Raw genomic sequence first — 17,067 nt, forward strand, 5'->3', positions numbered from 1 at the left:
TCAATTCTTCTTTCATTATACCTTATCCCCAAATCAATTGGGTAAAATATATAATTATTAATAAAAAATCTACAATTATGGCTGGAATCAGCCATTCTTCTGTCGCATATATAAAAATGAACCAGCCAAAACCTTCGACTGGTCCACAGATCAATTCTTGTGTTCTATTGCTTCCTTTAGCGTGTGCCAAGCTAATACGGCACATTTCACACGGGCAGGAAGATTGGAAATGCCTTGCAGTATGGATGCCTCATCCAGCACATCTTCCAGATAATCCAAATCCTGGATTTCTCTTTTGATCATAGCAAGGAAAATTCGGATAAGTTCCATGGCTTCTTCCACCGTTTTTCCGGTGAGAAGATCTGTCATCATGGATGCAGAAGCCTGACTGATGGAGCAGCCATGCCCATTATAGGCAAGATCAACAATAATGCCATTTTCAATCTTTGCCTCTACTGTAATGTCATCACCACAGCTGGGATTGTGTCCCCGCTCTTTGTGCGTATATCCTTCGATTTCCCGTCTGTTTTTGGTTTCCTTATTGTGTTCCAGAATTACTTCTGTATAAAGATTACTTAGATCCATATCCCATCACCCTCCTTACTTCATCCAGTTTATCCACGAAAACATCTATTTCCTCTTTCGTATTGTAAAAAGCAAAGCTGGCTCTGGAACAGGAAAACACCTTCAAGTAACGAAGAAGTGGCTGTGCACAGTGATGGCCTGCACGGACACCAACGCCATAATGGTCCAGTATCATCGACACATCATGAGGATGAACTCCATCTACCACAAAGCTCACTACAGCACCCCGGTCTTCCATGTCGGGAGGGCCTACGATCTTGATGTAGGGCAGTGCTTTAAGTTTCTGAAGCGCATATGAGGTAAGCTCCATCTCTCTTTCGTGAATCACCGGATAGGTCACTTCTCTAATATAGTCTATGGCAGCACCAAGTGATACAATACCTTCCACTCCTTGAGTACCTGCCTCAAATTTATATGGCAGTTCATTGAAAGAAGTCTCTTGTTCGTATACATACTCGATCATGTCCCCTCCAAAAAGAAAAGGCTCCATGTTCTCTAAGATTTCTTCTTTCCCGTAAAGTACGCCCACCCCCATAAGACTGTACATCTTATGGCCTGAGAACACATAGAAATCGCAATCCAGCTCCTGAAGATCCACAGGCATATGAGGTACCGCCTGAGCTCCGTCTATGAGCACTTTCGCTTCCACTTCATGAGCTTTTCTGATGATTTCTTTCACCGGGAAAATGCTGCCAAGAACATTGGACATATGGGTACATGCTACTATTTTGGTTGTCTCATCAATTTTATGAAGTTCTTCCAGTGGAAGTCTGCCTTGGTCATCCACATACATAAACCGCAGTTCTGCCCCAGTTTTTTTTGCTATCTGCTGCCATGTAACAAGATTGGCATGATGCTCCGCTATGGTGATAACAATACTGTCACCTTTTTGCACTTCATTGAGCGCATAGCTGTAAGCCACCAGATTGATGGCTTCTGTCGCATTTTTTGTAAAGATGATTTCCTTGGTGGAGCGGGCGTTCAAAAACTCTCGCACCTTTTCTCGTACAGATTCAAATGCCTCTGTTGCTCTTAAACTCAAGGTATGGGAACCCCGGTGGGGATTCCCATTCTCTTCCTTGTCATATTTCATAACGGCCTCTAAGACTTTAAGGGGTCTTTGAGATGTGGCAGCGCTGTCCAAATAGATCAGCTTCTGACCACGGACTTCCTCATTAAGAATCGGAAAATCTTCTCTAAAATTTTTCAACTTACTCACCTGTCAATTCATTTTCCACAGCATTCAGAACGATGTCTTTGATGGATTCTACAGGAATAAGATCGATGATCGGTCTGATATGAGACTCGATGATGATCTTCTTTGCTTCGGCTTCGCTCATTCCTCTGGACATAATATAGAATAACTTTTCTTCATCAATTTGTCCATTGGAAGCTGCGTGATTTCCGATAACATCGTCTTCACGACATAATAGAAGCGGAATCGCATAAGATTTAACTTTAGGGCTGAGAAGTATTGTGAACTCTTCCTCATTCCCTTCAGAATGGGTGGAACCGTTCTTGAAATCCAGTGTTCCTCTAAAGGCTTTCTTTGCTCGGTCCTTCAGTGCACCTTTAAAAATCATGTCAGAGTTTGTTCTCTTGCCAAAATGGTTCATATGATGGGAAAGATCGAGTATTCTCTCTCCAAAACCAAGATATACACTCTTCACATGTCCTTCTGCCTCATCGCCTTTAAGGTCTGTCATATAATTCACAACAGCTTCCTTGCCACCGATTTCCACAGAAATATAGTTTACCTTACCAGACTTCTCCACTGTTGAGAATCTGGACTCCAGGTGTCTTGAATGGGAATTCAGTCGCTGAATCTTGATGAGATTCAGTTCAGCCCCTTCTGCCACGCTGATTTTATTTAGAATGTTAGAATATGTCACACTTTCATCTGAAGAATAATCCATGACGAGATTCATTTTTGCACCCTTCTCCAGAACAATAACGTTCTTTTCAATGAGTGTGTTGTTTTCCTCCGTCAGAACATGAGTGATATGCATTTCCTTTGTTTCATCTTCACCAACATGAATGAACACCCCTGCATTATGGCTGTCTTCAGCCATGGCCACCATATCAAGATTTACACCCTTGAAGTCCGGTGAAAGAGGCAGATCTTCATTGGTCAACGGAGAATAAGAATCCCCCAGTATTGACTTGTATTCATAGGCTTTCTCCCGTTCCACTTCTACTGGATTCAGGAGCAGCTCATTGGCTTTAACCCATCTGAAAGACAGTCTGGGCAGTACATTATATGTTTCTTTCATTACGCTCATCAATCCACCTCTATCCTATCGTTCCTTCTAGTTCCAGTGTAATCAGATTGTTCATTTCTACTGCATATTCCAAAGGAAGCTCCTTGGAAATAGGCTCTACAAATCCTCTTACAATCATGGCCTTTGCTTCTTCTTCAGAGATTCCTCTCGTCATCAGATAGAAAATGGCTTCTTCAGAGATTCTTCCGATCTTTGCTTCATGTCCCAGATCCACATCATCATTCTGGATGTCAATGACAGGAATGGTGTCTGATCTGGAAATATTATCCAGCATGAGTGATTCACAGGTAACCGTAGACTTTGATCCATGAGCATTAGGCGCAACTCTTAGAAGTCCTCTGTAAATGGCCTGTCCGCCTGATTTTGAGATGGACTTAGAGTTTACTGTAGACGTGGTGTAAGGCGCTGCATGAACAACCTTGGAGCCTGTATCAAGAAGCTGGCCCTTTCCTGCGAAAGTAACTCCTGTGAACTCAGCTCTAGCACGTTCTCCTCTTAGAATACTCATAGGATAAAGCATGGACACTTTGGATCCGAATGATCCGGATACCCATTCGATGGTTCCGTCCTTATCCACAACAGATCGCTTGGTATTGAGATTGTACATATTTTTAGACCAGTTCTCAATGGTGGAGTAACGTAAAGTAGCTCCTTCTTTCACATAAAGCTCTACTGCACCCGCGTGAAGATTGTTTACAGAATACTTCGGTGCTGAACATCCTTCAATAAAATGACAGTACGCATTCTTTTCCACAATGATCAGTGTATGTTCAAACTGTCCTGCCCCTGGAGCGTTCAGTCTGAAATAGGACTGAAGCGGAATATCCAGCTTCACACCTTCTGGAACATACACAAAAGAACCACCAGACCAAACAGCGCCATGCAGAGCTGCAAACTTGTGGTCTGTGTTTGGTATGAGCTTCATGAAGTACTCTTTTACAATGTCTTCATACTCTTTCAATGCGGTTTCAATATCGGTATATACGACACCCTGTTTTACGAGTTCTTCCTTGATGGAATGATATACCACTTCAGAATCGTACTGAGCTCCTACACCTGCAAGTGATTTTCTTTCGGCTTCCGGGATTCCTAGACGCTCAAAGGTATCCTTGATTTCCTGTGGAACATCTTCCCAGGAACTGTTCAGATTCGTTTTTGGCTTCACATATGTGACGATATTTTCAATATCAAGATCCGATATATCCGGTGCCCATGTTGGCACATCCAGCTTGTGATAGATCTTCAAAGATTCCAGTCTGTAGTTCAGCATCCATTCCGGCTCGTTTTTCTTGGCGGAAATTTCTCGGATGATGTCCTCTGTGAGGCCTGACTGAGCTTTATATTCATAATTAAAATCATTCTTTATATCATAAACGCCTCTGTCCAGATCTTCTATATAAGTTTTATTTCTTTTTTCCATTCTGTCTCACCTTTCGCTTCCCTGTACTTGACATATCCATTCTTCTCGATTTCTTTAGCAAGGGATATATCACCAGTCTCTACGATTCTTCCATCCACCATGACATGGACCACATCCGGATTCAGATAGTCCAGAATATTGTTGTGGTGTGTAATGATGAGGATGGCATTGTCTGCACTCTTAAAATCGATCACACCTTTGGATACGATTCTAACAGCATCCACGTCAAGACCTGAATCTGTTTCATCTAGAATAGCCAGCTTAGGATTTAGAATTCTCATCTGAAGAATTTCATTCTTCTTCTTTTCCCCGCCTGAGTAACCCATATTGAGGTATCTCTGTGCGTAGGAACGATCAATATCCAGCTGAGACATTTTTTCCTTCAGCTCTTTCTTGAACTGAATGGCTTTAACATTCTCGCCAGTAATCTGAGATTTGGCTGCTCTCAAAAAGTTTTCTACGGTAATTCCAGGTATTTCCTGAGGTGCCTGGAAAGACAGGAAGATTCCCTTTTTTGCTCTTTCATCAACAGCATCTTCGGTGATGTCCTCATTCTCAAACATGATGCTGCCTTCCGTCACTTCATACTTAGGGCTGCCCATGATTACGTTTGCCAATGTGGATTTTCCAGCACCATTGGGTCCCATTATGACATGAACTTCTCCTTTGTTGACTACAAGGTCAAGACCTTTTAAGATTTCTTTTTCATTCACTTGGCTTTTAAGACCAGTAATTCTTAACATTTCTGACATTCTAACTCTCCTTCAATTCTGAGCATTTTTATCTGATATTACCTGTTTTCCATTTTAACCTCTTCAGCAAAGTTCGTCAACCTTAGAAACCCATTTCTTTATAAAAATATCATTGATAAAAAAATGAAAAAGCCTAAAATACAAGGATTTCAGACTTTTTGCGATTACACAATTAAATTTTATGATCTATTAGTACAGAGGATGCTTTTTGCACAAATCTGCTACTTTTTCTTTAATTGAACTCAGGTCTTCTTCTCGATGCATGATGGCATAATCCATGTACTCCACCATCTGTCTGATTTCTGCTTCCTTGAATCCTCGAGTCGTCACTGCAGCGCAACCCATTCTTAACCCGGAGGTCACAAATGGACTTCTCGTCTCAAAGGGAATGGTGTTTTTGTTTGTTGTGATTCCAATGGAGTCCAGAAGCTTCTCTGCATCCTTGCCCGTGATGTCTTTATTGTTAAGATCCACAAGTACCAGGTGGTTGTCTGTCCCACCGGATACAAGTCTGTACCCTTTTGCAGTGAGACTTTCAGCAAGTGTTTGTGTATTCTTAAGAACCTGGGACATATAGGCTTTAAAATCTGCTCCCATAGCTTCTTTAAAACACACTGCTTTTGCTGCAATCACGTGCTCCAGCGGTCCGCCCTGCATTCCTGGAAAAACAGACTTATCTACAGCTTTTGCATATTTTTCTTTACATAAAATTGCTCCACCTCTTGGACCTCGCAGTGTTTTATGCGTTGTAGTTGTCACAAAATCCGCATAAGGCACAGGACTCATATGATGGCCTGTTGCGATGAGGCCTGCGATGTGCGCCATATCCACCATAAAATAAGCTTCAACTTCTCTTGCAATTTTTTCGATTCTTTCAAAGTCAATCGCTCTTGGGTAAGCAGAAGCTCCCGCAACAATCATCTTTGGCTTTTCTCTCAAAGCAAGCTCTCTTAATGCATCATAGTCAATTCTCTCATCATTCTGGTCCACACCATAGGAAACAAACTCATAAAGCTTCCCTGAAAAGTTCACAGGGCTTCCATGGGTCAGGTGCCCACCGTGGGAAAGGTCCATTCCCAGTATTTTATCCCCTGGTTCTAGAACCGCCATATATACTGCCATATTTGCCTGGCTTCCTGAATGAGGCTGCACATTTGCATGCTCCGCCTGAAACAGCTCTTTCATTCTCTCAATGGCCAAGGTTTCAATCTTATCCACCACATGACATCCGCCGTAATATCTCTTATTCGGATATCCCTCTGCATACTTGTTGGTCAGTGCTGTTCCCATAGCTTCCATCACAGCTTTTGATGTGAAATTCTCTGAAGCGATGAGCTCAATGTTGTACTCCTGTCTCTGTTCTTCCTCTTCGATGAGTTCGAAGATTTCTGCATCCTGATCTTTTAAATACCTGCTGTTCATTTCTACCCCCTGGAATGATATTAATTTAAATTGAATGACTCATACGGTTTAATCATATCAATCCATGCTCTTTTTGTATATTGAAAATCCACTGAAAAACACGAATTACGAAGATGACAGCATTCGCCCCATATATGTAATGGTTTTCTTATCAATTATTTCAAAAACACATCACATTTTCACTGGAACTTGGCTTAGGATCTGATTCCTATAGAGAATTACCATCTTTTGTTTGAATTCGCATGACGTTCCATTATAATAGAAGAAGACTAAAGAGGTGGATATGAATGGACAATCAAAGATTAATCAAACTTGCCACAATGGCAGGGCAGATCATTTTAGAATCCGGTGGTGAAATCTACAGAGTAGAAGAAACAATCCGCATGATTCTAAAGTCTTATAATAAAGCGGATGCGGAGAGCTTTGTGACACCTACGGGCATCATGGTATCACTTACAGAAGAAGATGGAACCATTGTATCTCTCATACGCCGCGTTCAAAAAAGCAATATTGATCTAGAAAAAGTTGCGTTGGTGAATTCTCTCTCAAGAGAGCTTATGGAAACACAGCTCCCTCTGGATTCCCTTGAAAAAAGACTGCAGGAAATCTCAGACAAGAAACCTTATAGCATTTTCTTCCAGCTGGTCATGGCCGCCATGTGCGGGTTCTCTTTTACCGTCCTATTTGGTGGAACATTCATCGATGCTCTCATTGCGCTGGTCATCGGAATCTGTGTCCGGCTTCTGCAGCTGGGAACAAGAGAAATAAAACTAAATGGAATTTTCATCAATATCATTGGTGGAGCGCTTGTGGCCCTTCTTGTTCATCTGTTCACGAGAACCATACCTCTTTCTCCCAATGAAGATATTATCACCATCGGATCCATCATGCTTCTGGTCCCTGGAATTGCCTTCACAAACGCAATCCGAGATATCCTCATGGGCGACTATCTCTCTGGTGTCTCTAAAGGAATGGAAGCATTCCTCATCGCAGTAGGTATTGCCATAGGAGCCGGAACCGTACTGGCCCTTCTGGGAGGTGTGTAGTATGATGATTGAAATCATCATGGCTTATATGGCATCTCTCAGCTTCGCCTACATCTTCAATCTCAACAGAAGAACTGCTTTCCTCTCAGCTTTTGGGGGATCACTTGGCTGGCTCTTTTACAGCATATCACTCAGCTACTTCAGTGATCCGAATGTAGCCTTCTTCTTCGGAGCGGTGGCCTTTACCTATTATGGTGAGCTCATGGCCCGAAAAATGAGAACACCTGTAACCAGTTATATCACACCAGGACTTATCCCCCTGGTTCCGGGAAGCGGGCTTTACCATACGATGCTCAAATCCCTGGAAGGAGACTATAACGGTGCTCTCAGAGAGGGGATTACGACGCTCATGGCTTCCGGCGCGCTAGCGATTGGAATTCTAATGGTTTTCACACTGATGAAAATTTACTATCTGTTCAAGCGGAGGATCATAGATGAAAAGAACTAAACTCGTTTATGTCAACAAGAATGAAGACATAGAAAAAAAGGTCCAGGAAACCTTAAATAAGTATCACATCAAAAAAGAGCAGGTGATTGAAATCTGCTATTCAGAAAAAGACAGCAATAAAAATGCCCTGATTGTCTATAATGCTTAGGAGGACCCATATTGAAAAAAATAAACACAATCTTATTTGATTTGGACGGTACCCTGCTGTCCATTGATATGAAGGAATTTGAAGAAATCTATTATACCAGCTTATCTAACACTTTCAAGTCCATCATCGCACCTGATAAGTTCATGGCCATGCTTTACAGCTCAGTGAAAGCCATGGTGAAAAATAAGGAAAAGCGTACCAATGAAGAAGTATTTATGAGTGCCATGAAAGAACATGTCGGAGAGGAACTGCCAGCTTTCCAAAAGCACTTCATCCGTTATTACGAGAATGATTTTTCTGTGCTGAGAAATGCGGTGAACAAGAACACTGATATGCTGGAGGCGCTGGAAATTCTGAAAGAAAAAGGATACGAGCTTGTCATTGCTACCAATCCTCTCTTTCCAAAGTTTGCGATAGATCAGAGAATCCAATGGGCAGACCTCGTTCATGAAGATTTTTCACATATCACTTACTTTGAAGACTGCCATTACTGCAAACCCAACGTCGAATACTACAGTGAGATTCTGGAAACCATTGGCAAGAATCCACAGGAATGCTTGATGGTTGGAAACGATGCTGAAGAAGATCTTGCTGCAAGCACTCTGGGCATAAAGACGTATCTCATCACAAACCATCTTCTCAATCGGAAGAACCTTGAGTACACTGCGGACCATGAGGGCACCTATAAGGATTTCCTCGTGTTTGCAGAATCAATGCCTGTTGTTTCATAAACTTTTGAGCATATGAGAAAGGAGCGGAAATCCCGCTCCTATTTTTGTTTACTTTATCTTTTGCTGACTATGCCAATGATCCAAAGCAGAATCAGTGCGCCCGCTACGGATACGATGAAGCTCCAGATATTAAGTCCCGTTGCAGGTCCAAGGCCTAGAAGACCTGCGACCCATCCACCGATAAATGCACCGATGACACCCACAATGATGTTTGCAAGGATTCCCATCTTAGCATCTTTTCCGGCAATCATGCTGGCAATCCATCCCGATACTCCACCTAATATAATCCATACGATGATATTTGATACTTCTGGCATAAATTTTACCTCCTTAAGCTATCTCTTGTTCACTAGACCGATGATCCACAGTAGAATCAGTGCTCCTATGACAGATACAATAAAACTCCAGATATTGAGTCCTGTTGCTGGTCCAAGACCTAAAAGCCCAGCGACCCATCCACCAATAAATGCTCCGATGATACCGACAATAATATTAGCGAGAATACCCATCTTGGCATCCTTCCCAGCAATCATGCTGGCAATCCAACCTGATATTCCACCAAGTATCAGCCATACTATAATATTTGTTACTTCTGGCATGTTATAATACCTCCTTAGATAAATGGTTTTGATCACTTCTTGTAATCTTGAGGTTATTATAGCTTTACCGAAAGTGCGGCGTCAACGATTCTAAACTAGTGTTTTCAACTGTTTTCACAATGTTCCATGTTCCTGTAATTCTATGCCTATCCATTCATAATTTTAAAAAAACCGACATGGAAACATTACATCTTTTTCACCGTATGGCTATAAGGTGTACATAAGTATTACTTCCTTTATTGAGTCAAAACTCGAAGCAATAAAAAAACGGCCACACTTCTGTGACCGTAAATCCACCTGCTACTTATTGGTGTCAATGTATACCCATCCATTTTTAAAGTAATCCAACCCTGACATGATTGTGAAGAACACCGCAACATACATTGCCACTGGCGGGAAAATACTGAAGAATGAACCCAAGAAAGGTACCGACTTGAAAAGTTCAATCAGATACTCCTCATGAGTTGAAATCAGCTGTATCAGCATGGATACAATCGCAATAATCTGAGTGGTAGTTTTGATTTTCCCCCAAATACTCGCTGCAATAACAACGCCTTCATTCGCTGCGATGGTTCTTAATCCTGATACTGCAAACTCTCTTGAAATAACAACAACTGCGACCCATGCACCGATTAGATTATACTCAACAAGTGCAATCAGTGCAGATGTGACAAGAAGTTTGTCGGCCAAAGGATCCATGAATTTCCCAAAATTGGTGATGAGATTATCTCGCCTTGCAATCTTGCCATCCAAATGGTCAGTGTAGGCAGCCACAACGAAAATCACAGTGGCTAAGGTAAAATTAAATGGAATTGCTTTTACTGATACTAAGACTAAAAAAACAGGTACTAAAATCATTCTAAATAATGTCAGCTTATTTGGTAAATTCATATTATCCACTCCAACCTCGTATTGTCTTCATTCTTCTTTGTATTACTGATAAGTTTATACCAAAAACTTTAATTCTAGCTATATCATCTCATATTCTAATGCATTTCACAAGAACTACTCATCCCGCAACTGATACTCTGACATAAGAACCTGTCTTGGTTTTGACCCGTCCCGCTGTGAGATCACACCTCGTTCCTCCAGCTGGTCCATAATTCTAGCAGCTCTGTTATATCCAATTCTCATTTTTCGCTGTAAAAAGGATGTTGAAGCTTGCTGGTTCTCAACCACAACCTTAACCGCTTCCTGATAAAGCTCGTCTCCTTCTTCACTGTCCTCTTGGTCGCTTCTCCCTTTTTCTATATGTTCCATAATTTCCTGGTCATAGAGAAGCTGATCTTTCTGAACCTTGATTCTGGATACGATTGCTTCAACCTCTTCTTCCGAGATGAATGCCCCCTGTATTCTCTTAGGCTTTTGTTCGCCCACGGGATAATAGAGCATATCTCCTTTTCCTAGAAGCTTTTCCGCTCCTCCAGAGTCAAGAATCGTTCTGGAGTCAATAGCACTGGATACAGCAAACGAAATCCTCGATGGGATGTTCGCTTTAATCACCCCTGTAATAACATCCACGGATGGCCTTTGTGTGGCAATCACCAGATGCATACCGGCAGCTCTAGCCATTTGGGCGAGTCTTGCAATATAGTCTTCCACTTCATTGGCGGAAACCATCATAAGATCTGCGAGCTCATCTACTATCACGACAATGTAAGGGAGGCTCTGCAGTTCTTTATTCTTCTTTGCTAGCTCATTGAATCCCTCAATATTACGGACTCCATATTCGGCGAAGGACTGATATCTCCTCGTCATTTCATTTACAGCCCAGTTTAGAGCTCCAGCGGCTTTCTTCGGATCTGTCACAACGGGAATAAGAAGATGAGGAATGCCATTATAAACATTGAGCTCAACCACTTTTGGATCCACCATAAGGAGCCTTACATGTTCAGGATCGTACTTATAAAGAATCGAGATGATTAGAGAATTGATGCAAACACTTTTGCCTGATCCGGTAGCTCCCGCAATCAGCACATGGGGCATTTTAGATAAGTCACCGATAATGGCCTCCCCGGATATATCCTTCCCCAAAGCCACCGAAATTTTACTTGTGCTTCGTTGAAACTTCGAGTCTTCAATAACTTCTCTTAAATAAACTGCCGTGGTCTCCTTATTCGGAATCTCAATACCAACTGCAGCCTTTCCTGGAATAGGCGCCTCGATACGCACACCTCTAGCAGCAAGGGCTAAAGCAATATCGTCTGATAAGTTCACGATTCGAGAAACTTTTACCCCTGCTTTGGGTTGAAGTTCATATCTTGTAACGGATGGACCTTTTGAAACATGGATCACTCTTGCTTCTACGCCAAAAGACATCAGGGTGTCTTCCAGTTTTTTTGCATTCTCCAAAATTTCATCCCGGTCTTCATTCGCCAGCATGCCTTTAATGTTCTGTTTCAAGAGAGCAATTTCAGGAAACTCATAAGCAGGCTTCTCAAGTTCCTCAAGTCCCATCTGTTCTCCTTCAATTTCTTCAAGAGGAGGCGTCCGCTTCCTTTTTTCTGTGGTGATCTTAGGCTCTTCCAGTGGCTCCTTCTGATCCGCGCCTTCATTCAGGTGCTCTTTTGATTTCTCAGATGACATTTCTACAGTGATTTCTGATGAGGTGTCAGGCGTGTCAGATTTCTCTACCAGGAGTTCCTTTGACAGATCATCTTCCTTTAGAACCGTCTTGACCATGCCTTCAGAATCTTCCACATCCAGATGGACAAAGGGCGACTTGGTCTCCTGATCCACTGTGCTCGTCCTGAGTTCTTCGTTGCCGTTCATCATTTCCAGTATCTTCAGCTTCTCTTCAACGATTTTCTCCTCATTTTTCAATTCCTGTTTCTGTTCTAGCTTTTGAGCTCTGTACCTCTTTTTTTCTTCTCTTCTGATTTCCATTTTTCCTTTGGCAGTCATTCTCTGCTCATTGGTTCTTCTTAGAAAATCATAAATGGTGGTATTGAAAACCAGCACCAGTGCAACAACATAAAGACATCCCGCTACAATATAGGTGCCAAATGGTCCAATCAGCCTGTAAAGAGGAACTGCAAGAATCAGGCCAAAAATTCCACCATGATTCACATCATCAATATTCATAAGATTCTTAAGGGTCACCAGGAACCCTTCACGATGTACAGACTCCATTCTATTCAGTGAAAGGAGCATTGCAGTGACTACCGCTAAAAGGAGCACTCCATATGTTTTCTTATTAGAGAACAATTGAGGCTTTCTAAGAATCAGTGATGATCCCATGAGCAGCACTAAGAGAGGAAACACGTAAGCCATGGCCCCTAAAGTAGATACCAGCATATCCCGTATGGTTTCCCCCAATATCCCAACGCTTGTTGACAGCATAGAAATCAACGAAAAAATCCCGACACCAAGGAGTCCAAGCCCTATGAGCTCATGGTAAAAATCTTTTCGCTTATCATCAGCCGTTTTACGGCTTCCTTTTCTCTGAGTTGCTCTCTTCGTCTTGGATGCTGTAGTTTTTCTGACAGTTCCAGTTCTTTTAGCCGATCCATTTGTACTTTTCTTTCTGACAGAAGCAGTCTTCTGTTCTGTGGTTGTTTCTTTCAAAAAAACTACCTCCGTAATCCCTGTAAATTCGATATCATCTATATTCTATCACAATCGTCTCTTTATTTGAAATCAAGAAACGTTGAAAATCAAACAATTGTTTTTTTCTTCTACAACACTGTGATATACTTTCTAAAAAAGGACAGAATAAGGAGGAATATAGTGTGAAAGTAGACGATCGGTTCATCAAGACCTTCAGCCAAGGTAAACTGAATGTGATGGAAATCTGGGTAGATAAGGAAACAGGTGTCAACTATCTTTATCATGCCGCAGGATACGGTGCGGGGTTAACCGTTCTCCTGGACCAGAATGGAAAACCTGTGATTACTCCTGCCCATACTCTCCCGTACTAAAAGGGACAGGCATTTAGCCTGTCCCTTTTTCTTATGTTATTCTTCTTCTTTTGCTGCTTTTTCTTTCTTTTCCATTTCAATAAGAGCATCTCTTCTTGAAAGATTGATTCTGCCTTGCTGGTCAATCTCTGTAACTTTAACCAGAATTTCGTCCCCAATCTCTACAACATCTTCCACTTTCTCCACTCTCTTCATATCAAGTTTTGAAATATGGCAAAGCCCTTCTTTGTTTGGAAGAATCTCGATGAATGCCCCGAATGGCATAATCTTGATTACTTTACCTAAGTATATCTCACCAGGAACTACTTCCTTCACGATACCTTCAATGATTGCAACGGCCTTTTTCACCATTTCGATGTCTGGACCACCAACAAATACCTTTCCGGTATCATCGATATCGATCTTCACGCCGGTTTCAGCAATGATCTTATTGATCACCTTACCACCGCTTCCGATGACGTCTCTGATCTTATCTGGATTAATCTGAAGTGTAGTGATCTTTGGTGCATATTTTGAAACTTCTGGTCTTGGTTCTACAATGGCACTCTCCATCACTTCAAGAATTTCAAATCTTGCAGTTTTTGCATCCCTGATGGATTTCTCAATACATGCAGGAGAAAGACCAGCGATCTTTGTATCTACCTGGATGGCAGTGATGCCCTTTGATGTTCCAGCAACCTTGAAATCCATATCTCCGAAGAAATCTTCCACACCTTGAATATCTGTTACGATTTCTTCCATGGAAAGATCATCTGTTGTAAACAGACCCATAGCGATACCTGCAGCAGGTCTCATTAGTGGAACACCAGCGTCAAGAAGTGCCAAGGTGGATGCACATACAGATGCCTGTGATGTGGAACCATTGGATGATAGAACTTCGGAAACAACACGGATGGTGTATGGGAACTCTTCTTCATTTGGTATCAGCGGCTCCAGTGCCTTTTCAGCAAGGGCTCCATGTCCAATTTCTCTTCTTCCAGGTCCTCTCATTGGTCTTGTTTCACCAACAGAGTAGGATGGGAAGTTATAGTGATGGATGTATCTCTTGCTTTCTTCTTCACTGACTCCATCAAGTATCTGGATATCACCGATGGCACCTAATGTAGTTACAGCCATAACCTGTGTTGAACCTCTTGAGAAAATTCCTGAACCATGGGTTCTTGGGAGAACTGCAACTTCTGCTGCCAATGGACGAATTTCATCAAATGCTCTTCCATCAATTCTCTTATGTTCCAGAATCGCCATATCGCGCACAGTTTCCTTCTGAAGAAGATACAGTGTTTCAGATATATCGCTCTTTCCTTCTGGATATTTCTCATTAAATGCTTCTGCAACCTTAGTTTTGACTTCGTCAATCTTCTTGCTTCTTTCATCCTTGTCTACCATGTGCATTGCTTCAGCAATGAGATCTTTCGCAAAAGCTCTTACTTCCTGTTCAAGATCCTGATTCAGTGTATAAAGCACAGGAACTTTCTTTTCTTTTCCATATGCAGCAGTGATTTCCTTCTGCATTTCAATGATCGGCTGACATGCTTTGAATCCAAAGTCGATGGCTGCAATCATGGTGTCCTCATCAATTTCCTTCGCCCCAGCCTCAATCATCATGACACGGTCTTCTGTGGCACAGACGGTTAAGCTCAGTAAGCTTTCTTCTCTTTCTTTAGATGTTGGATTCAGTATAAACTCCCCATCCACAAGTCCTACCATCACAGCAGCCAAAGGTGTTGTGTATGGAACTGAAGAAATCAGAAGGGCAAAGGCTGCACCATTAATCGCAAGTATTTCCGGCAAGTTGTCGTTTTCTACTGAAAGAACTGAACAGACAACCTGTACATCATTTCTGTATCCCTTTGGGAACAACGGACGCAGTGGTCTGTCAATGGCTCTGCCTGAAAGAATCGCTTTTTCTGTAGGTCTTCCTTCTCTTTTGATAAAACCGCCAGGAATTTTTCCTACGGCATACATTTTCTCTTCATAATCCACTGCCAATGGGAAAAAATCGATACCGTCTCTTGGCTTTTCAGAAGCATTGGCGTTGACCATAACCACTGTTTCACCATAATTCATGAAGATTGCCGCATCAGACAGCATTCCTCTCTCTCCAAATTCAATACCGAAATTTCTTCCAGCTACTTGGATTTCTTTTTTAATTTGCATGAATTCATCTCCTTTTCTTTGCCCAAAGAGCTGAAGAAAAGCACTAAAGATTTCGATCCGATAGATTTTTTAAAAATCAAAAAATCAACTCTGTTGTATTCTTTGATTTTTAAAAAACATCAGATATTCTTCTCTAATATGCTTCTCCGGCTCATTGTGGCGTGTTCACTTAATGTAAAGCTTTAAGACCAGTATATACTAAAAGCCTGCTTTAGAAAAGCAGGCTCAGAGCACATTTTTTAATTATCTTCTGATTCCAAGCTTAGCAATGATATCTCTGTATCTTTCAATATCTTCAGCCATCAGATAGTTCAGAAGACCTCTTCTTTGACCTACCATCATCAGAAGACCTCTTCTGGAATGGTGATCCTTCTTATGGAACTTCAGATGCCCTGTCAAAGAGTTAATTCTCTCTGTAAGCAGTGCGATCTGCACTTCTGGTGAACCAGTATCCCCTTCATGTCTTGCGTGTGTCTGGATGATTTCAAGCTTTCTTGCCTTATCCATTTTGCTGTACCTCCTAAATATTATCCCCTATGACCACGTAAAAAGATAGCAACCCTAATCACGTAGTTCATGGTTCGTTAGGTATTATACCATATCAGAACCTATACTTCAATTACAATAATGTAGAAAGCTCCTGATTTCTTGCATACTCCTCATCTTTCTTAAGCTGGTCCACCAGTTCATCTAAACCTGCATACTTTTCTTCATCCCGCATATACTCTACAAAATAGAGCTTCACTTCTTCTCCGTAAATCTCGCGGTCAAAGTCGAGAATATGAGTTTCGATACTTAAGGTCTTTCCATCCACAGTAGGATTATATCCTACTGAAGTGATGCTTTTATGCAAAGTTCCTTCCAGCATGAGGTTTGTATAATACACACCTGTCTTGGGAATTACATATTTGGTGTCATAACTCATATTCGCTGTTGGGAAACCAATTTTCCGTCCCAGTTTTTTCCCACCGATCACAGTACCTCTTAGCATAAACGGTTCAAAGAGAAGCTCATTTGCCTCTTTGATCTGTCCTTTCAAAATGAGGTTCCTGATTCTTGTGCTGCTGATGATGTCATCATTACTCAGAGCAGCATCCATGACAAAGAGCTTAAATCCGTATCGTTCAGACATTTCTCTTAATGTATCAACATTCCCTTTGTTCTGGTATCCATATTTATAGTTGAATCCTACAACGAATCCTTTTGCATTAAAGTCATGAATGAGACTCAGAATAAACTCTTCTGCTTCTGTCTGCATATATTCCATGGTGAAGGAGACAAAAATTGTCGCATCCACCCCCTTAGCCTTTAACAAGTGGATCTTCTGCTGATTATCCATAAGAAGCTTTGGTGCAAGCTCCGGTTTTGCTACGGTCAAAGGATGGTTCTTGAAAGTATAGACTGCACTCTTAAGTCCATCAGCCATAGCCTCATCCACCACTTTATGGATCAGTGTCATATGACCTTTATGCAGTCCATCAAAACTGCCCAAAGCAATATACGTTCCTTCTTTGAACTCCCCTTTGATATTTTCGTCTATCACAATCATTTTTAACC

The 17,067-nt window shown here is 41.7% G+C and carries 18 protein-coding genes; 5 read left to right on the forward strand and 13 right to left on the reverse strand.

Translation table 11 applies throughout. The features are described from left to right. Positions 1–150: 150 nt before the first annotated feature. From sufU to glyA, 6 genes are all read right to left on the reverse strand, one after another. Complete coding sequence (gene sufU, locus BM243_RS02470) at positions 151–585, reverse strand: Fe-S cluster assembly sulfur transfer protein SufU (RefSeq protein ID WP_074909887.1); 435 nt, start codon at positions 583–585, stop codon at positions 151–153. Continuing rightward, a complete protein-coding gene (locus tag BM243_RS02475; protein ID WP_074909890.1) occupies positions 572–1,795 on the reverse strand; it encodes a cysteine desulfurase in 1,224 nt (407 codons plus the stop codon). Before BM243_RS02475 ends, sufU begins: the two co-directional genes overlap by 14 nt. 1 nt (position 1,796) lies before the next feature. Then, positions 1,797–2,867, reverse strand: a complete 1,071-nt coding sequence (gene sufD / locus BM243_RS02480) for a Fe-S cluster assembly protein SufD (RefSeq protein ID WP_074909892.1) — start codon at positions 2,865–2,867, stop codon at positions 1,797–1,799. A 10-nt stretch (positions 2,868–2,877) separates the two neighbouring features. Continuing rightward, entirely contained in the window at positions 2,878–4,287 is a 1,410-nt protein-coding gene (sufB, locus tag BM243_RS02485; RefSeq protein WP_074909895.1) for a Fe-S cluster assembly protein SufB, read from the reverse strand. Then, entirely contained in the window at positions 4,260–5,039 is a 780-nt protein-coding gene (sufC, locus tag BM243_RS02490; RefSeq protein ID WP_074909898.1) for a Fe-S cluster assembly ATPase SufC, read from the reverse strand. Before sufC ends, sufB begins: the two co-directional genes overlap by 28 nt. A gap of 189 nt (positions 5,040–5,228) precedes the next feature. After that, complete coding sequence (gene glyA / locus BM243_RS02495; RefSeq protein WP_074909900.1) at positions 5,229–6,461, reverse strand: serine hydroxymethyltransferase; 1,233 nt, start codon at positions 6,459–6,461, stop codon at positions 5,229–5,231. A 287-nt stretch (positions 6,462–6,748) separates the two neighbouring features. Here glyA and BM243_RS02500 point away from each other — a divergent pair, with 287 nt between their 5' ends. The 4 genes from BM243_RS02500 to BM243_RS02510 are packed head-to-tail and all read left to right on the forward strand — an operon-like array spanning position 6,749 to position 8,834. Next, a complete protein-coding gene (locus BM243_RS02500; RefSeq protein ID WP_074909902.1) occupies positions 6,749–7,507 on the forward strand; it encodes a threonine/serine exporter family protein in 759 nt (252 codons plus the stop codon). 1 nt (position 7,508) lies between these two features. Further along, positions 7,509–7,955: a threonine/serine exporter family protein gene (locus tag BM243_RS02505; protein WP_074909905.1), complete on the forward strand. Its 447-nt coding sequence runs from the start codon at positions 7,509–7,511 to the stop codon at positions 7,953–7,955. Further along, positions 7,942–8,103, forward strand: coding sequence for a hypothetical protein (locus BM243_RS15190; protein WP_155953230.1), 162 nt, complete (start codon positions 7,942–7,944; stop codon positions 8,101–8,103). The genes BM243_RS02505 and BM243_RS15190 overlap by 14 nt, the downstream gene beginning before the upstream one ends. A gap of 11 nt (positions 8,104–8,114) precedes the next feature. Further along, on the forward strand, positions 8,115–8,834 hold the full coding sequence (locus BM243_RS02510) for an HAD family hydrolase (protein WP_177213441.1): 720 nt from the start codon (positions 8,115–8,117) through the stop codon (positions 8,832–8,834). Positions 8,835–8,887: 53 nt separating this feature from the next. Here the strand turns inward: BM243_RS02510 and BM243_RS02515 are convergent, their stop codons facing one another. The 4 genes from BM243_RS02515 to BM243_RS02530 form a co-directional block, all read right to left on the reverse strand. Beyond that, entirely contained in the window at positions 8,888–9,151 is a 264-nt protein-coding gene (locus BM243_RS02515; RefSeq protein ID WP_074909909.1) for a GlsB/YeaQ/YmgE family stress response membrane protein, read from the reverse strand. Positions 9,152–9,169: 18 nt separating this feature from the next. Further along, positions 9,170–9,433 (reverse strand): GlsB/YeaQ/YmgE family stress response membrane protein, encoded by a 264-nt coding sequence (locus BM243_RS02520; RefSeq protein WP_074909912.1) that lies wholly within the window; start codon positions 9,431–9,433, stop codon positions 9,170–9,172. Between the two features lie 300 nt (positions 9,434–9,733). Then, entirely contained in the window at positions 9,734–10,324 is a 591-nt protein-coding gene (gene pgsA, locus BM243_RS02525; protein ID WP_074909914.1) for a CDP-diacylglycerol--glycerol-3-phosphate 3-phosphatidyltransferase, read from the reverse strand. A gap of 114 nt (positions 10,325–10,438) precedes the next feature. Continuing rightward, positions 10,439–13,000: an FtsK/SpoIIIE family DNA translocase gene (locus tag BM243_RS02530; RefSeq protein ID WP_143093525.1), complete on the reverse strand. Its 2,562-nt coding sequence runs from the start codon at positions 12,998–13,000 to the stop codon at positions 10,439–10,441. A gap of 164 nt (positions 13,001–13,164) precedes the next feature. Between BM243_RS02530 and BM243_RS02535 the strand changes: the two genes are divergently transcribed. Next, positions 13,165–13,353 carry a DUF6440 family protein gene (locus BM243_RS02535; protein ID WP_074909917.1) on the forward strand — a complete coding sequence of 63 codons (189 nt, stop codon included), beginning with the start codon at positions 13,165–13,167 and terminating at the stop codon, positions 13,351–13,353. Positions 13,354–13,389: 36 nt separating this feature from the next. On the opposite strand, the gene BM243_RS02540 is transcribed toward BM243_RS02535, so the two are convergent. The 3 genes from BM243_RS02540 to BM243_RS02550 all read right to left on the reverse strand — a co-directional run bounded on the left by BM243_RS02540 (position 13,390) and on the right by BM243_RS02550 (position 17,059). Continuing rightward, positions 13,390–15,510, reverse strand: a complete 2,121-nt coding sequence (locus tag BM243_RS02540) for a polyribonucleotide nucleotidyltransferase (protein WP_074909920.1) — start codon at positions 15,508–15,510, stop codon at positions 13,390–13,392. Positions 15,511–15,753: 243 nt separating this feature from the next. Then, positions 15,754–16,017 carry a 30S ribosomal protein S15 gene (gene rpsO, locus BM243_RS02545; RefSeq protein WP_074909923.1) on the reverse strand — a complete coding sequence of 88 codons (264 nt, stop codon included), beginning with the start codon at positions 16,015–16,017 and terminating at the stop codon, positions 15,754–15,756. 112 nt (positions 16,018–16,129) lie between these two features. Then, entirely contained in the window at positions 16,130–17,059 is a 930-nt protein-coding gene (locus tag BM243_RS02550; RefSeq protein ID WP_074909926.1) for a bifunctional riboflavin kinase/FAD synthetase, read from the reverse strand. Between the last annotated feature and the right edge of the window lie 8 nt (positions 17,060–17,067).

It is taken from the genome of Proteiniclasticum ruminis, from assembly GCF_900115135.1.
GTDB classification, from domain to species: domain Bacteria; phylum Bacillota; class Clostridia; order Clostridiales; family Clostridiaceae; genus Proteiniclasticum; species Proteiniclasticum ruminis_A.